Source organism: Sulfurospirillum halorespirans DSM 13726, assembly GCF_001723605.1.
Taxonomy (GTDB): Bacteria; Campylobacterota; Campylobacteria; order Campylobacterales; family Sulfurospirillaceae; genus Sulfurospirillum; species Sulfurospirillum halorespirans.
Genome location: NZ_CP017111.1, coordinates 1454948 through 1471085 on the forward strand (window position 1 = coordinate 1454948; position 16138 = coordinate 1471085).

The window sequence follows — 16138 nt, forward strand, 5'->3', positions numbered from 1 at the left end:
AAGTACGCGATTATACCCCATTAAAGATAAAAGATGGTTGATTTTTGGGCAGTTTTAGTGTTGCAGACCTTTTAGATTGAGGTACTCTTTCGAGCTGTTTAAGAGCTCTTCGTCGCTGCCTATGGCAGAAATTTTACCGTGCTTGAGCAGGACGATTTTGTCGGCTTTTTTAATCGTGCTCAAACGGTGCGCGATCACAAAGGTAATCTTGTCTTTAATCAGATATTCAATTGCTTCGGTGATTTTTTGCTCACTGTGTGAATCAAGTGCTGAAGTGGCTTCATCCAAAATAAGCACTTGCGGATTGGTGTAAATGGCACGTGCAATGGCGATGCGCTGGCGTTGACCGCCTGAAAGATTGGTGCCAAATTCATCCAAATGGGTATGAATTCCCAGCGGCAGATTTTGTACAAACTCGTACGCATTGGCTTTTTGAAGCGCATCAATGACGTTGGCTTCATTAACCTCTTTGCCATACGCCACGTTCGCTGCAATGGTGTCGTGAAAAATGTAAACGCGCTGTGTGACCATCGCAATATTATGACGAAGATTGTGCAAATTGAAGGATTTAAGATCCATGCCATTGATGGTGATAGATCCCTTGCTGGGGTCGTAAAAGCGCATCAGCATATTCATAAGTGAACTCTTTCCTCCACCACTATCGCCAATAAGCGCGATCATTTCACCTGATTTTGTCTCAAGTGTTACCTCATTTAAAGCCTGTTTTTCGCCGTACGAGAGCGAAACATTCTCAAAGGTGATGGTCTCAATTTTGGAAGGAATTTCTTCTTTCCCATCGGTAATAGAAGGGATTTGATCCAACAAGAAGAAAATGCGCTCGCTTGCCACAATAGCATCTTGCATCTTATTGTAAAGGCCTGAGATCTTTTTGATAGGGGTGTAGAGCATAAAAAGAGCCGTTAAAAAAGAGAAAAAGGAGCCCACACTCATCGTGCCATCGATGACTTCATTGCCACCAACGATAATGACAACCGCAACACCAATGGAGCCTAGTGTCTCCATAATGGGGCTGACGAGTTCATTGACTTTAACCGATTTCATTGTAAGTTTAAAATAGCGTTCATTGTCTTTTTTAAAGAGCGAATGTTCGTAGCCTTGGGCATTATTGGCTTGAATGATTTCAATATTGTTGAAAATTTCACTCAGTTTTGCGGTAATGTCAGAGACTTTTTCTTGAGAAGCGCGTGAAACTTTTTTCATGCGTTTTGAAAGTTTGCTGAGCGGATAAATAGCCAACGGCATGATAATCAACGCATAAAAAGCAAGCTCAGGGCTTTGATAAATGACAACGCCCACAAGCCCAAAAATAGTCAATGTCTCGCGTAAAAATTCAGGAATAAGATTGGAAACAACGGTTCTAACACGCTCAACATCATTGGTATTACGACTGATAAGCTCGCCCGTTCGGTACTCATGAAAAAACGTGAGGTCGAGTTTTAAAAGATTTTCTAAAATGTTTTCACGAAAACGTTTGATAATATCTTGCCCAATATACGCCGTAAAGTAAGCTTGCATGTAACGCCCCGCCTCTTTGGTCGCGTAGACGGCGATGATCGCATAGGGTAAGAGTTGCAGCATCTCTTTATCTTTGGCGATGAAAATTTCATCCAAAAGAGGCTTCACCAAATACGCCGAATACGCCGTTCCACCACTGGAAAGCACCATGCCTAAAATGGCTAAAAGAAAGTAGGGAATATAGTCTTTAAAAAAAGGAAAAAACCGTGCGAGAACACCTTTAATACTGAGCATTTAGTTGACCTTTTCCCATTGTGTTCCTTGTGCTGTGTCCATGAGTTGAATCGCTTTGGCTTCCAAAAGCGTGCGAATCTCATCCGCTTTAGCAAAATCTTTCGCTTTTTTAGCAACAGTGCGTTGTTCGATCAATGCCTCAATCTCCGCTTTTTCGGCCTCACTCACTCCAATTTGAAAATACATGTAAGGATTGTAAAGTCCAATGCCAAGGAGGGATTCTATCCACTGTAAATTGGCATGGGTTGTGGCTTTGAGCACTTTGTCTTTGGGATTGGCATCAAGCGTTTCATTGGCTGAGGAGATCATCTCATCCAAACTTGCTAAGGCTTTTGAGATGTTGAGATCATCGCTCAAAGATTCAAGCATTGCCTCTTTAAAACTCATCGAAACCTCACTTGGCGTGCTTTCAAAGACTCGTTTTTTGAGACGATACAGTTTATCAAGACGTTTTTTTGTGTTGAGAAGATCCTCTTCTGCAAAGTTAAAATTAGCCCTGTAGTGCGTTGCAAGCAGGTAAAAACGAAGCACTTCGCCGCTGTAAATCGCTAAGGCATCTTTGAGAAAGAAGCTATTGCCAAGAGATTTGCTCATCTTCTCGCCGCTAATCGTTACAAAGCCATTGTGCATCCAGTATTTTGCCAACTCTTGATCGCTTTTGCACCTCGTTTGCGCCGCTTCATTTTCATGGTGAGGAAAGAGAAGATCTGCGCCTCCAGCGTGAATATCGATCTGAAAATCACCACTGCTAGCAAGGTGTTTTTCGATCATTGCCGAACATTCAATGTGCCAGCCAGGACGTCCCACACCAAATGGAGCAGGGTAGCTTGGTTCATTGGCTTTGGAGAATTTCCACAGTGCAAAATCTTTTTGGTCTTTTTTCTCCTCTTTTTGTTCTACCCGTGATTGGGAGGCATCATCTTCAAGGATTCTGTGGCTTAAGGAGAGGTACTTAGCATCTTTTGCCGTATCAAAATAGATACCATCACTTGTTGCATACGCGACTTCTTTATCCAGCATTGAGGTGACAAACAAAATGATCTCCGCAACGCTCTCCGTCGCCTTTGGCTCAATGTCGGCATCGTTTACATGTAAAGCGTGCATCTCGTTTTTATAGCGCTCAATGTAAAAGGAGGTGATCTCTTCGAGTGATTTACCACTCTCTTTCATTTTATGAATAATTTTATCATCAATGTCGGTGAAGTTTTTAACAAACGTGACGGTATATCCTAGTGCTGTAAACACACGACGCAAAAGATCAAATGCAATCGCACTTCTAGCATGTCCTAAGTGCGCATCATCATAGACCGTTGGACCGCAGACATAGATTTTAACTTCGTTTTCTTTAAGGGGGATAAACGGTACTTTTTTCTTCTGTACCGAATCATATATAAGCATGAATAAGTTCCTTTGCATAGCGTAAAATGCCCCATTCCACAAGAAGGAGCGCTACTAATATAAGTGTTTTTTTACTATACAGTATAGCAAAAAACTTCGCTAGCCCAAACGAGCGAAGGGTAAAAAAGAGCAAAATAAACGCCGACAAGGAGCCAGCAAGTGCTAGTCCTGCCGCGCCCATGGGCTTGATCAGCGAAAATGAGAAGATAAGATTGGCGGCAAGTGCATACATCGCGATGATGGCCGCCTCTTTTTGGCGCATTCTCGCATACAGCCACAATGAAAAAAGTTTAGAAAGCCCAAAAGGGATCAGTCCGATCATGTACATCCCAAGCACAAACCCTGTATTGGCGGTGTCTTGCTTTGAAAATGAGCCATGCTCAAAGAGTAACCAAACGATTTCATCGCTGAGCATAAAGCCTCCCAGCGTAGAGGTCGTGAGTAAAAACGCTAACAGCCAAAAACCTTGAGAAAGAAGGTTGAAAGCCTCTTCTTCTTTGTCTGCTTTGAGTAATCGGGTCATTCTAGGAAAAAGACCCGTCGTAAGCGCAATCGCAAAAAGAGCCAACGGGAGTTGAAAAATACGGTTCCCATAGTAAAGATAGCTGATACTGCCTGTCACGAGAAAACTTGCTAATGTTGTGTCGACAAATGAGACAATTTGCGGTGTTGAATTTCCAATAACCGAGTGCCAAAAGGAGAGGTTAAAGCTTTTACGACTCTCTTCTAATGCCGCATCTTTTTTGTGGCGGTACTTAAACCCAAGGGCTAAAAATTTGAAAAAGCGATCTCTTTTAAGTGCCAAAAGATGCGCGATGACTTGCAAAAGTCCACCGACTAAAACACCATAACTTAAAGCATACACAATCGTTTTACGGTCATAATTTTGAAATAAAAGCAGTGCTGTGATCATTCCAATGTTCAGCAGTGCGGTGGAAAAAGCAGTGACTGCGAAATGGTGTTTGTATTGGAGCAGTGAGCCAAAAAGCGTGACACAAAAGATAAGTGGCAGGTAATAAAAGTTAATCGCAACAAACGGGGCGGAGAGTGCTACGGTTTCATCATCAAAACCAAAGGCAATCATTTTGGCAAAAAATTCACTAAAAATTGTGACGATTAATGAGAAGATAATGAGGAAAAGTAAAAATCGTGAGAAAATGGTATAGGTAAAAAGTGCCTTGCGCGGTGATTTGATAAAACTGGGAATAAAACTTTGTGTAAACGCACCTTCAGCGAAAATACGACGAAAAAGATTGGGAAATTTAAAGGCAACAAAGAAAATGTCGCTGTAAATATTAGCCCCTAAAATAGAAGCACTCAGCATATCTCGAATAAATCCAAAGATACGTGAGACCAGTGTTCCGATACTGTTTGTGAAAAATGATTTTATAAGCATTTAGAATTTTATCTAAATAACGTTTAAACGAAATTTTTATCTATTTTTCGCTAAGATAAGCAACATTTATATCACATTTGTCGATATTTAATTCAGAGCATTATTAGGGCTCATACAAAAACTGAGGTACATAACATTGGGGCTATTTGACAAAATCAAGGGAACTCATACCGACGAGGCGAAGCAAAACGATGGTGGAACCTCTGAATTTAAATCCATTGTTATTGACACCACAAATGTCATCAAAGAAGTAAAAAATGTTGCTATTGCGAATCATCTGAAAGTAACGGATCTTACTTTCACACTGCTTCGCACGACCACTTACTACAGTGATGAAAAGAGCGAAAATAATGAAATGAATGAGGATGAGCTCAAACTCTTGCACGATGATGGTTTCTTACTCAATCCCAATCTTAAACTCACGCAGCACTATCGCATTGAGATTTATAAAATTGACGATCAAGAGGACGATCATACACCACTTCCTGATATAACACTGAGCGGTAATAAAAGCCTTACTAAGATTATTGCGATGGTTGCGAAAAGCAATGATGTGCGATTTACCCCGAAACTTGAAGAGAAGATGATTGAAGATATTCAGATCAAAAAGATCAAAGCGGGTATTTTGGTAGGCATTCGTGACCAAAACATGCACAAAGAGGTCAAAAAAATTGTCGCAAATATTCGCGTTAATGGCATTATTGATCAAAATCAGACCTTTGTTGTGTGTCAAGGTGTGGATGAAATCCCTTGTGTGAATGACGATCTGATCTTTCATTATAAAAAGAAAATTAATGCGAAAAGCAGCGATGGAAAAGTGGACTATTCCAAGCGAGGATTTGTTTTAGCCGTAGATAAAGATGAGTGCATTATTGAGTACATTAAACCGCAAGTTGGTATGCCTGGGCGTAATTGCAGGGGTGCTTTTATTCCTGTAAAAGAGCCTCGAAAAGCCAATGATGCTCCTATTTTGATCACCCCTAATTTGACGAAAAAAGAGAGCGAAACGAGCATCAAATACATTGCCAACCGTGGTGGTTATGTCAATTTTGACAAAGGTACCTACGATATTCAAGATCAGATGGAGATTAACGAGATTAGCTTTAAATCCACGGGATCTATCGATGCAAGTTTGGGCTCAAACATCAAGATCAACATCAAAGAAAAAGACATTCTTAAAGATGCCATTGGTGCGGGAATGAGTGTGGAAACTACTGAAGTGCATGTGGACGGTAACATCGGAAGTGGCGCTAAAATTAAAGCAAAAATCGCTGAAATTGGTGGGCAAACCCATCAAAGCTCTTACATTGAAGCCGATAAAATCATCATCGCAGTTCACCGTGGCGAAGCCAATGGTATTGATGTTGAAATTGACCGTTTAGAAGGCGGCAAAGTGGTTGGCGATACTGTACATGTAAAACATATGATCGGCGGTGAAATAATCGCCAAGATTGTCAAAATCGACAATCTTATGTCGAACGCCAAAATAACGGCTTCGGAAATTTTAGAAGTGACGGAGCTTAAGGGAACCAATAACAAATTTATCATTGATCCAAGCGTGACCAAAGAGTTTAATGAGCTCATTGAGTCGATCAATAAAAAGATCGAAAAGCTTGAAGAAGAGCTCAAAGCTTTTCCAAGGCAGTTAAGTTCTAAAAAAGAGTTTATTGATAAAAATAAACCGATGGCAGAGATGGTCAAAGAGAAGATTATGGAGCTTAAGCGAACCGGCGTTGAGCCTCCTATGACACTTTTTGCCAAGATCAAGGATTTTCAAGAAAAAGTGATTGATTACAACACCTTTTTGCAAACGTTTAAAGATAAAAAAGAGGAGTTGCAAGAGTACCGAGAAGAGCTCAATCGCGTTCAAAATAAGGTCTTCTCTGCCAAAATCATCAACCATTCGGCGTGGAAAGAGTTTAACGAAGTGCGCTTTAGACTGATTTATCCGCCAAAAGATGTGACCTACAATCCTAAGGAGCGCGAAATCGCACGTGAAATTACGCTCAAAGATATGGGAACCGGTGAACACAGAGTGATGCGCTCAACGGAGTACAGCAACAAATGATAGTAGGAATTGAAGGACACGTCGTTAAAAAAGAGGTGACGTTTGTTCATATTAAAACCGCTTCAGGACTGACTTATAAAGTCTTTGTCTCCTTGGTCTGCATTGGAAAGATTACCACCGATGTGATAGCGTTACATGTAAGCCAAATTATCCGCGAAGATCAGCACAGTTTGTACGGATTTATCGATGAAAATGAGAAAAAAGTGTTTGATACATTGATTAAACTCAATGGCATTGGCCCTTCAACGGCTTTGGCGGTTTGCTCTACACTCAGTCCTGATGATTTTGCGCAAGCCTTGGTGAGTCAAAATGTGCAAGCCTTTCAAAAGGTTCCAGGCATTGGCCCTAAAAGTGCCAAGCGCATCTTAGTGGAACTCAGTGATTTTTCATTGCAATTAAACTATGATGATCACAGCTCTGGAAGCATGATCGAAGCCTCTTTGGCACTTGAAAGCCTTGGATTTAAGAAAGAGATGATTAAAAAAGTCCTGAGCACCTGTCAGGGAGTTGATACCCAAACACTGATCAAAGAAGCTCTTAGAAAGCTTAGTTAACAAAGGAAGAAAATGACTGTAGCCGTTTTATTTGGCGCCCAAAGTTTTGAACATGAGATTAGCGTGGTGAGTGCCATCGCGCTTAAAAAAGTCCTAAAATGCGACATTGTTTATATTTTTTGTGATTATGAACGTAATTTTTACCTGATCCCGACCGATAAAATTACCTCCAAACGCTTTAGCAGTGGTGAGTACAAAAAAGACAAAGCGCTTCTCCTTAAGCAAGGTGGTTTTTACGCTAAAAAGATGCTGGGAGAAGAGAAAATTACGTTTGATGTGATGATCAACCTTGTGCATGGACGAGATGGCGAAGATGGAAAACTAAGTTCACTGCTTGATTTTTTTGGTGTGCCTTACATTGGTCCACGCACAGAGGGGAGTTGCATCAGTTACAACAAACTGTTTACGAAACTCTACGCACAAGAAGTGGGTGTGAATGTGCTCGATTACCAAGCGCTTCGTAAAGGTAGCAATGAGCTGATTCGTGTTCCGTATCCTTTGATCATCAAGCCGCTTCGTCTTGGAAGTTCCATTGGGATTGGCATTGTGAAAGAGAAAAAAGAGCTTGAGTATGCACTCGATGTCGCCTTTGAATTTGATGACACGGTTTTAATAGAGCCTTTTATTAGCGGTGTCAAAGAGTACAATCTTGCAGGGTGCAAGACCGACGCATTTCAATTTTCGATCATTGAAGAGCCCCAAAAAGAGGAATTTTTAGACTTTGATAAAAAGTATTTGGACTTTTCACGCACCAAAAGAGTTAATGAAGCCACGCTTGATGCCCAAGAAGAAGCCAGCATTAAAGAGGCGTTTGAGAGGCTTTACGATCCACTCTTTTTAGGTGCACTCATTCGTTGTGACTTCTTTGTTGTTGAGGGCAAAGTTTATTTGAATGAGATTAACCCCATTCCTGGAAGCATGGCAAATTACCTTTTTGATGATTTTGATGGCGTGATGAAAGCGCTTTCAAACTACTTACCCAAAGATATTACGATGAGCAAAGAGTACCGCTATATTAACTCAATTCAAGCCGCTAAAGGGAAGTAACAGTGTTGTTTATGTAAGATATTACATAAAATTTTGCACAAAGGTATGTAATGACCTACGCTAAAAACGAGATAATGACAGCAACCGATATGGTGCGCAACTTTAGCTCCGTCTTAGGAAGCCTCAGTAAAGGGGAAAACAAACGTATCGTCATCGTGAAAAATAACCGTTTTGAAGCGGTAATGATTACGGTGGACGAATACGAAAAAATGAGCGAAGCGGTTCATATTTTGGAAAAAATCTACGCTAGCACGAAAAAGAAGAGTGATGGCTAAGAGAGAGATTGTATTTCAAAATAGCACGTATGCGCTCTCCTACGAGCTACTCAACCAACATCAACCTCAAACGATTCTGTTTCTACATGGCTGGGGAAGCAGTAAAGAGATCATGAAGCAAGCGTTTGGCAAGTGCTTTCCTGCGTACCAGCATCTCTATCTTGATCTTCCTGGATTTGGAGCTTCTTCCATTAATGATGTCATTGAAACAGGAACTTACGCAGACATTGTTCAGGTTTTCTTGAAGGCTTTACATGTAAAACCTCTCATCGTTTTTGGACACTCTTTTGGGGGAAAAGTTGCCACATTACTTCAGCCAGAGGTGTTGGTGCTACTCTCCAGTGCTGGCATACTTGCGCCAAAATCCCTGAAAATCAGAGCAAAAATAGCACTTTTTAAACTGCTCAAACCCTTCGCTCCACGCTCGTTCTACCGCTTTTTTGCGACCAAAGATGTGGAGGGCATGAGTAACGTGATGTATGAAATTCTCAAATGCGTTGTCAACGAAGACTTGAGCGCGCAATTTCTTACATGTAAAGCCAAAAGCTTTCTGTTTTGGGGAAAAGAGGACACCGCAACTCCTCTTTCAAGTGGCGAAAAGATGCACGCGCTTATCAAGGGAAGTCACTTTTATGCGATGGAAGGCGATCATTTCTTTTTTATCAAACAGGCAAAACAGATTGAAAAAACACTGGGAGAGTTTGGATGGTGAATACCTATCTGCTTAATGTCACAGGGCATGTTCAAGGCGTAGGGTATCGTCGTTTTGTGCTCAGTGTAGCAAAGGCTTTGGACTACGTTGGTTATGTGAAAAATCTTGCAGATGGCAGCGTTGAAGTGGTCATCAACACTGAATTTGAAGAAGAGTTGGAGTTTTTTATCAGCAAGCTTTACGATGGAACACTGTTTTCAGCGGTTCACGACGTTACATGTAAAAAGATCGAAATGATGATCTTTGATGATTTTGAAAAGAGATAAGGGTTATGGATCAAATGGTTTTAAGTGTGGTACATCTATGTTTTATTTTAGGAATCGGGTTTTATTTTATCACCGCAATGCAGTGGTACAGCTATAGGCTTGAACGCATTTTCTTCCACTACAACCGTTACGACTGGCATCTTTACTTCTTTGCGCTTCCATTAATGGGTTATTATTTTTTAGAAGGCATTTTTCTCTACGCGTTTGTTGCACTCTTTTTAGCACTGCTGTTTGTTTGGCAAAAAAAGATGGACAAAAAATTGGTCTGGACGGCACGCGTCAAACGCTTTTTCCTCTTTTTAGTGTTAGCAACCTTGTTTCAAGATCTGTTATGTTTAATGCTTGCCTCATGTTTCAAACTGGGCATCATCATTCCTTTGGCGGTGGCTCAATGTGCAAGTATGGTGTACGAAAAGATCCTTTTTGAAGGGTTTAAAAAAGAGGCACAGCACAGATTGATGAACAATCCAAAGCTCAAAGTGGTTGCCATTACTGCCAGTTACGGAAAAACGAGCATTAAAAACTTTCTGGCACAGATTTTAAGCAGCCAACTCAAGGTCTACAAAACGCCTCGCAGTGTCAATACTCTTGGAGGCATCATCAAAGACATTAATGAATCACTACCCGATGTATGCGATGTTTACATCGTTGAAGCAGGAGCACGTATGCGAGGTGACATTGATGAGATCGCGCGACTGGTTCATCCGCATATCGCCGTGGTAGGGTGCATTGGAGAACAGCATATTGAGTACTTTAAAACGCTTGAAAACATCCGCAATACCAAAATGGAGATGATCAACTCAACGCGACTTGAGAAGGCTTTTGTGCATGAGAGTGCCAACATTAAACCAACCTCGATGATCCTCTCATTTGGCTCTGAGTTGAGCGATATTGAAGCCTCATTGCAAGGGCTCAGCTTTTCTATGATGCTTGATGGCGTTAAAGAGCACTTTACATGTAAGCTTTTGGGTGCGTTTAATGCTATCAATATTGCCGCAGCGATTCACGTTGCACGCGCGTTGGGGCTGGAACTTCCTGTGATTAAAGAAGCGGTTGCAAATCTGCAAGGCGTGGAGCATCGTCTGCAAAAAATTGAGGCAGGTGGAAAGCTTATTATTGATGATAGTTACAATGGTAATTTAGAAGGCATGCTGAGTTCATACGATCTTGTTGCAACGCATGTGGGGCGCAAAGTGATCATCACGCCAGGTATTGTTGAAAGCAGTGAAGAGGCCAATGCCGCTCTAGCGCAAAAAATAGACGCTGTTTTTGATCTGGTGATCCTCACAGGCAAGGCTAATGTTGAGATCTTAGATTTACATGTAAAAAAAGCGCAGAAGATTATACTCAGTGATAAATCAAAACTCCAAGAGACCTTGGCGGAACAAACGCACGCGGGAGATGTGATACTTTTTTCGAATGATGCTCCAAATTTTATCTAAAAATCCTATTTTATTATACGAATGTTATACGATCTAAAGTATGATAGGGGATAATTTAAAAGGAGTGAGATGAAAACGAAGAGTTTATATATCTCATCGCTTGCGCCAGCAGCGGGCAGTCTGATCGTAGCGATGGGTATTATGGAGCTGTTAAAAAGCCGTCTTGGGAGAGTTGCTTTTTTTCGCCCTGTCATTTTAGATGGCAGTGGAGCCGATAAAGATATTAACTTTATGTTAGAGTATTATGCACTGGGTATGGAGTATAAAGATGCCTATGGTTATACGGTACATGAAGTTGAAAGCTTAATTGCAGAAAATAAGTTCAATCACGTTTTAGAAAACCTTATTGATAAACTCAAAATCTTGGAAAGCCAGTATGATTTTGTTCTCATCGAAGGGCTCAATCAGTCTAACTTTTCACAAGCACTTGATTTTGACATCAATCTCTCCATTGCTAAAAATCTCAGTAGCCCTTTTATTGGTGTCCTCAAAGGCAAAAATAAGAGCGTCAAAGAGGTGATGGATGAGATTTTGATTGAAGCAGAGGCGATTAAAGGTGCAGGCTGTCAACACTTTGCAACCTTTGTCAATCGTTTAGGCGAAGACGAAGCTGAAGAGCTCAAAGCGCTTTCAAAACAAGATGCTTTACAATGCGCACCGCTCTATTTTTTACCCGAAGTTCCAGAACTCGACACTCCAACCGTCGCTGAAATCAAAAAAGCGCTTGGCTGTATGCACATTTACGGTGAAGAAAAAGATCTCAGACGTGTGGTCAAACAGAGCAAAATTGCAGCGATGAAACTCGATAATTTCTTAGAATACATCGAAGATGGCGACTTGGTTATCACTTCAGGTGATCGCTCTGACATTATTGTCGGCTGCTTGAGTACGGTTTTTTCTAACAATTACCCGAACATCTCAGGTATTTTACTGACCGCTGGTATGATGCCTCACAAATCCATCAACAAGCTTGTTGCAGGATTTAAAGATCTCTCTATTCCTATCTTAAGTGTGGAAGATGGCACCTTTAATACAGCAGTCAATGTTGCGAAAGTTCCTGCAACCATTACACCGCAAAGTGTACGAAAAATCGCGTTGGCTATGGGACTTTTCTCTTCCAATGTCAATATCACAGAGATTGAAAAGTGTATCGACACCGAATCAGCCACAAGTGCTATTACTCCGATTATGTTTGAGTATGCACTTTTTGAGCGTGCGAGAAGAGATCGTAAAAAAATTGTCTTGCCTGAGAGCAATGATGAGCGCATTTTGCGTGCAACAGAGATTTTGTTGCGTCGTGATGTTGCTGATATTATTCTTTTAGGCGTTGAAGAAGAGGTTCGCCAAAAAAGTGCAAGTCTTGGACTAGACATTAGCAAAGCGACCATCATCGATCCGTTGAATTCTCCGCTTATGGATGAGTTTGTGACGTCGTTTTACGAGATGCGAAAAGCCAAAGGGCTTGCGCTTGATGTGGCACGCGATAGCATGATGATGAAAAATTACTTTGGAACGATGATGGTCTATCTTGGACATGCCGATGGTATGGTTTCAGGCGCTATTCACACGACACAAGAGACGATTCGACCTGCGCTTCAGATCATCAAAACTAAGCCAGGTATCTCCATTGTTTCGAGCCTTTTCTTTATGTGTTTGGATACACGTGTGTTGGTTTATGGCGATTGTGCCGTCAATCAAGACCCTAATGCAGAGGAGCTTGCGCAAATTGCTATCTCCTCTGCCGATACGGCAAAAATGTTTGGTATTGAGCCAAAAATCGCGATGCTTTCTTACTCTACGGGTGATTCAGGCAAGGGTGAAGAGGTTGAAAAAGTGCGTCTTGCAACGAAGATTGTCAAAGAGACACGTCCTGATTTATTGGTCGAAGGTCCGATTCAATACGACGCTGCCATTGATCCAAGTGTTGCTAAAACCAAACTGCCAAACAGTCAGGTCGCTGGTAAAGCAACGATCTTTATCTTCCCCGATCTTAATACAGGCAATAACACCTACAAAGCGGTTCAAAGAAGCTCCGGTGCGGTTGCCATTGGTCCCGTTTTACAAGGCCTTAGAAAACCAGTTAATGACTTAAGTCGTGGATGTTTAGTCCCTGATATTGTCAATACCGTTGCCATTACAGCCATTCAAGCACAAACCAATGATGGAGATATTAAGTGAAAATTTTAGTCTTAAATGCGGGTAGTTCTTCTGTTAAATATCAACTCTTTAATATGGCAAATAATGCCGTTCTCGCCAGTGGTATGATTGAGCAAATCGGCGAAAAAGAGTCGATGGCTAAAATTAAGTACAAAGATGCGGATGATGTTGAGCATAAACGAGAGCAAAAATGTGCCATTCCTGATCATGATGAAGCACTCAAATGGATGAGTCAAGCGTTGATTCATTCGGGTGTGATTAAAGATCTCAATGATCTTGATGGCATCGGGCACCGTGTTGTTCAAGGAGGCGCTTCGTTTCAAGAACCTGCGATGGTCAATGAGTATGTTATGTCGGAGATTGAGCGTCTGATTCCTCTAGGACCCTTGCACAATCCTGGACATTTAGCAGGAATGAGAGTCGCGGTGCACCAAAGCCCCAATGTGCCTCAAGTGGCCATTTTTGACACTGCTTTTCATTCAACATTGCCAAAATACGCTTACATGTACGCGATTCCTTACAAATATTATGATGATTTACGCATTCGTCGTTATGGTTTTCATGGAACATCGCATCGCTACATTGTGAAAGAAGCCGCCAAATACCTGAAGCAAGATGTCAATACCCTCAATGCCATTACGCTTCACTTAGGCAACGGTGCGAGTGTTGCTGCCATTGAAAATGGTAAAAGTGTGGACACTTCTATGGGCTTAACACCGCTTGAAGGACTCATTATGGGAACACGCAGTGGCGATATTGACCCTGCTATTTTGTTCTATTTGGCACGAAAGCGTGGGCTGACACTTGATGATCTTGATAAAATGCTCAATAAAGAGAGTGGTTTAAAAGGGATATGCGGAAGCAACGACATGCGAGAAATTACGCAAATGGCAGAAGAGGGCGATGAAAAAGCTCAGCTTGCGCGCGATATGTTTAACTACCGTCTGAAAAAGTACATTGGCTCTTACAGCGCGGTACTTGGGCGTGTCGATTGCATCGTTTTTACAGGCGGAATTGGTGAAAATGACAGTGGGGTTCGCCTCAAGTCGTGTGAAAATTTAGAAAATTTTGGCATTAAGATTGATCCACTGCTCAATGAAATGCGCTCAAGCGATATTCTGCAAATTAGCGCACCAGATAGCAAGGTCAAAGTATTAGTTATCCCTACAAACGAAGAGTTGGAAATCGCAATGGAAACGATGGAGATGATCGAAAAACATCACTAAAATTAGTGTTTACATGTAAAGAAAAATCTTTACATGTAAACCTTCTTTATTAACAGAGTTTTTAAAGCTTTGCTTTAAAAGCGTGATAAGCGTTCTAATAGAATTCTAAATTAAAAGTTCTTTGGCAATAGCGTTGATGCGTTTACCATCTGCCACGCCTTCGCATTCTGCAAGCACACCTGCCATAATCTTTCCAATCTCTTTCAGGCTCGTAGCACCACTGGATTGAATATGTTTTTGAACGATGATTTTAAGTGCTTCATCATCCAATTGTTGTGGCAAATACGATTTTAAAATAGCCGCTTCTGCCATCTCTTTATCGTAAAGATCCATTCGGTCTGCTTCTTTAAAGGCGGTTGAGGCGTCATCGCGTTGTTTGAGTGATTTTTGGATGATTTTCATGATGTCCGCATCACTCAGCTCTTTGCGCTCATCGACTTCGATTTGTTTGAGTGCACTCATCAAAAAACGGATCACATCACGTTTAAAATTGTCTTTGGTTTTCATTGCCTCTTTGAGATCATCTTGGAGTTTTGTTTTGAGTTGTGACATCTTTTTTCCTTAGAAACTTAATTTGCTTTAGAGGCGTACATTTTATAGTATAATGGTAAAAAATAGAATAAAATGGAGTTGTATGAGAGTTCTTACATGTAGCTTTGTAGCTGTTTTGGCCTTAGCGGGTTGCTCTGCACATCCTGCGAGTCCTCAAATTAGCATGAAAGCGCCTGTTTATGTCGATGAAATTCCTTCGCGCGTGAATGAAAATGTGACCCCTAACCCTGGTAGTCTTTTTGGTCAAGGGGATAATCCTCTCTTTGCCGATCTTAAAGCAATGCACGTCAATGATGTCGTAACCGTGACGATTACAGAGAATACAGCCCAAAGTTCTACAGGGAAAAAAACACTTGAAAAAGAGAACTCAAGCAATTTGGGTGCGGGCATCACAACTGCCGCTGGAGGTGTGGCTGGTAATGCAGCGAGACAACTCAATAAAGTGGGCAATATTGGCTTTACTGCAGGCTCAAGTAACTCTTTTACGGGATCAGGAACAAACACCCGAAATGAGAGTTTTTCCACGACGATTTCAGCACGTATCATTAAAATTTTAAATAATGGCAATTATTTTATTGAAGGGAGTCGTGAGTTATTGATCAACGGCGAGAAACAGATGATTCAAGTGAGCGGTGTGATTCGCCCGTATGATATTGATCAGTACAATAACATTGATTCTAAATATATTGCTGAAGCGAAGATTCTCTACAAAACAGAAGGCGATATTGATCAAACGAACACAAAGCCATGGGGTACCAAATTTATGGAAACCATTTGGCCATTTTAATGTATTTATGACAAAGGACAGTGATTGGAAAACGTTAACGCACCTAAATTTATCGAACGAGATAAAATTTTTAAAGCTAAAGATATTATTGTAGCCCTCAAGTATTTTGGCGTCAGTTTTGATAAACTCAAAACCGCTACCCCCGAGCGTGCTAGAGCTATTGTGATTGGCTACAAAGCATGGCGATTAGGGCTGAATGAGACACAACTACGCTCCGTGATTGAGCGCAAAATTGATGATAAAGAGATTATCGATCTTTTAGGGTATAAAGAGAAAAAGAGTATTCGTAGTTGGAGCATTTATACGAAAGTAAAAGAGGATGATTACCGCATCAAAGTAGAGCGTTTATGGTGTAAAAAACTGGGTGCTTTATGTTTGATCGCCAAAATAGGGCAAAAAGAGCTCATTACCTTAGCCAATGAAACGTTTAAAGACCAACTGGATTGTACGATTCCTAAAGAGTTTTAAGCGCTACCCTTGCCTTACAT

At 41.2% G+C, this 16138-nt stretch carries 15 protein-coding genes; 11 read left to right on the plus strand and 4 right to left on the minus strand.

The genetic code is table 11. The features are described 5' to 3' along the window. Positions 1-54: 54 nt before the first annotated feature. The 3 genes from SHALO_RS07265 to murJ are packed head-to-tail and all read right to left on the minus strand — an operon-like array spanning position 55 to position 4564. On the minus strand, positions 55-1770 hold the full coding sequence (locus SHALO_RS07265) for an ABC transporter ATP-binding protein (RefSeq protein WP_069478004.1): 1716 nt from the start codon (positions 1768-1770) through the stop codon (positions 55-57). Continuing rightward, complete coding sequence (gene cysS, locus SHALO_RS07270) at positions 1771-3168, minus strand: cysteine--tRNA ligase (protein WP_084010808.1); 1398 nt, start codon at positions 3166-3168, stop codon at positions 1771-1773. Then, complete coding sequence (murJ, locus tag SHALO_RS07275; protein WP_069478006.1) at positions 3155-4564, minus strand: murein biosynthesis integral membrane protein MurJ; 1410 nt, start codon at positions 4562-4564, stop codon at positions 3155-3157. The genes cysS and murJ overlap by 14 nt, the downstream gene beginning before the upstream one ends. A gap of 136 nt (positions 4565-4700) precedes the next feature. Here murJ and SHALO_RS07280 point away from each other — a divergent pair, with 136 nt between their 5' ends. From SHALO_RS07280 to SHALO_RS07320, 9 genes are all read left to right on the plus strand, one after another. After that, positions 4701-6632 carry a flagellar assembly protein A gene (locus tag SHALO_RS07280; RefSeq protein ID WP_084010809.1) on the plus strand — a complete coding sequence of 644 codons (1932 nt, stop codon included), beginning with the start codon at positions 4701-4703 and terminating at the stop codon, positions 6630-6632. Next, positions 6629-7186, plus strand: a complete 558-nt coding sequence (ruvA, locus tag SHALO_RS07285) for a Holliday junction branch migration protein RuvA (RefSeq protein WP_025344612.1) — start codon at positions 6629-6631, stop codon at positions 7184-7186. The genes SHALO_RS07280 and ruvA overlap by 4 nt, the downstream gene beginning before the upstream one ends. A 12-nt stretch (positions 7187-7198) precedes the next feature. Then, positions 7199-8233 (plus strand): D-alanine--D-alanine ligase, encoded by a 1035-nt coding sequence (locus SHALO_RS07290; RefSeq protein ID WP_069478007.1) that lies wholly within the window; start codon positions 7199-7201, stop codon positions 8231-8233. Between the two features lie 50 nt (positions 8234-8283). Beyond that, positions 8284-8508 (plus strand): type II toxin-antitoxin system Phd/YefM family antitoxin, encoded by a 225-nt coding sequence (locus SHALO_RS07295; RefSeq protein WP_037955545.1) that lies wholly within the window; start codon positions 8284-8286, stop codon positions 8506-8508. Further along, positions 8501-9220 carry an alpha/beta fold hydrolase gene (locus tag SHALO_RS07300; protein ID WP_069478008.1) on the plus strand — a complete coding sequence of 240 codons (720 nt, stop codon included), beginning with the start codon at positions 8501-8503 and terminating at the stop codon, positions 9218-9220. The genes SHALO_RS07295 and SHALO_RS07300 overlap by 8 nt, the downstream gene beginning before the upstream one ends. Next, a complete protein-coding gene (locus SHALO_RS07305; protein WP_069478009.1) occupies positions 9214-9486 on the plus strand; it encodes an acylphosphatase in 273 nt (90 codons plus the stop codon). Before SHALO_RS07300 ends, SHALO_RS07305 begins: the two co-directional genes overlap by 7 nt. A gap of 5 nt (positions 9487-9491) precedes the next feature. Next, positions 9492-10928: a Mur ligase family protein gene (locus SHALO_RS07310; RefSeq protein WP_069478010.1), complete on the plus strand. Its 1437-nt coding sequence runs from the start codon at positions 9492-9494 to the stop codon at positions 10926-10928. Positions 10929-10997: 69 nt separating this feature from the next. Continuing rightward, positions 10998-13106 (plus strand): phosphate acetyltransferase, encoded by a 2109-nt coding sequence (pta, locus tag SHALO_RS07315; protein WP_025344618.1) that lies wholly within the window; start codon positions 10998-11000, stop codon positions 13104-13106. Further along, positions 13103-14311 (plus strand): acetate/propionate family kinase, encoded by a 1209-nt coding sequence (locus tag SHALO_RS07320; RefSeq protein WP_069478011.1) that lies wholly within the window; start codon positions 13103-13105, stop codon positions 14309-14311. Before pta ends, SHALO_RS07320 begins: the two co-directional genes overlap by 4 nt. 105 nt (positions 14312-14416) lie before the next feature. Here SHALO_RS07320 and SHALO_RS07325 read toward each other — a convergent pair whose 3' ends face one another. Then, a complete protein-coding gene (locus tag SHALO_RS07325; protein ID WP_025344620.1) occupies positions 14417-14863 on the minus strand; it encodes a GatB/YqeY domain-containing protein in 447 nt (148 codons plus the stop codon). Positions 14864-14945: 82 nt separating this feature from the next. On the opposite strand from SHALO_RS07325, the gene flgH reads away from it, so the two are divergent. Continuing rightward, positions 14946-15650: a flagellar basal body L-ring protein FlgH gene (flgH, locus tag SHALO_RS07330; RefSeq protein ID WP_069478012.1), complete on the plus strand. Its 705-nt coding sequence runs from the start codon at positions 14946-14948 to the stop codon at positions 15648-15650. A 24-nt stretch (positions 15651-15674) separates the two neighbouring features. Next, entirely contained in the window at positions 15675-16118 is a 444-nt protein-coding gene (locus SHALO_RS07335; protein ID WP_069478013.1) for a hypothetical protein, read from the plus strand. Positions 16119-16138 lie beyond the last annotated feature (20 nt).

Bases quoted from the DNA above. Each gene is read 5' to 3' on its own strand.
- SHALO_RS07265 (WP_069478004.1), bottom strand. From the start codon at position 1,770: ATGCTCAGTATTAAAGGTGTTCTCGCACGGTTTTTTCCTTTTTTTAAA.
- cysS (WP_084010808.1), bottom strand. From the start codon at position 3,168: ATGCTTATATATGATTCGGTACAGAAGAAAAAAGTACCGTTTATCCCC.
- murJ (WP_069478006.1), bottom strand. From the start codon at position 4,564: ATGCTTATAAAATCATTTTTCACAAACAGTATCGGAACACTGGTCTCA.
- ruvA (WP_025344612.1), top strand. From the start codon at position 6,629: ATGATAGTAGGAATTGAAGGACACGTCGTTAAAAAAGAGGTGACGTTT.
- SHALO_RS07290 (WP_069478007.1), top strand. From the start codon at position 7,199: ATGACTGTAGCCGTTTTATTTGGCGCCCAAAGTTTTGAACATGAGATT.
- SHALO_RS07295 (WP_037955545.1), top strand. From the start codon at position 8,284: ATGACCTACGCTAAAAACGAGATAATGACAGCAACCGATATGGTGCGC.
- SHALO_RS07300 (WP_069478008.1), top strand. From the start codon at position 8,501: ATGGCTAAGAGAGAGATTGTATTTCAAAATAGCACGTATGCGCTCTCC.
- SHALO_RS07305 (WP_069478009.1), top strand. From the start codon at position 9,214: ATGGTGAATACCTATCTGCTTAATGTCACAGGGCATGTTCAAGGCGTA.
- SHALO_RS07310 (WP_069478010.1), top strand. From the start codon at position 9,492: ATGGATCAAATGGTTTTAAGTGTGGTACATCTATGTTTTATTTTAGGA.
- pta (WP_025344618.1), top strand. From the start codon at position 10,998: ATGAAAACGAAGAGTTTATATATCTCATCGCTTGCGCCAGCAGCGGGC.
- SHALO_RS07325 (WP_025344620.1), bottom strand. From the start codon at position 14,863: ATGTCACAACTCAAAACAAAACTCCAAGATGATCTCAAAGAGGCAATG.
- flgH (WP_069478012.1), top strand. From the start codon at position 14,946: ATGAGAGTTCTTACATGTAGCTTTGTAGCTGTTTTGGCCTTAGCGGGT.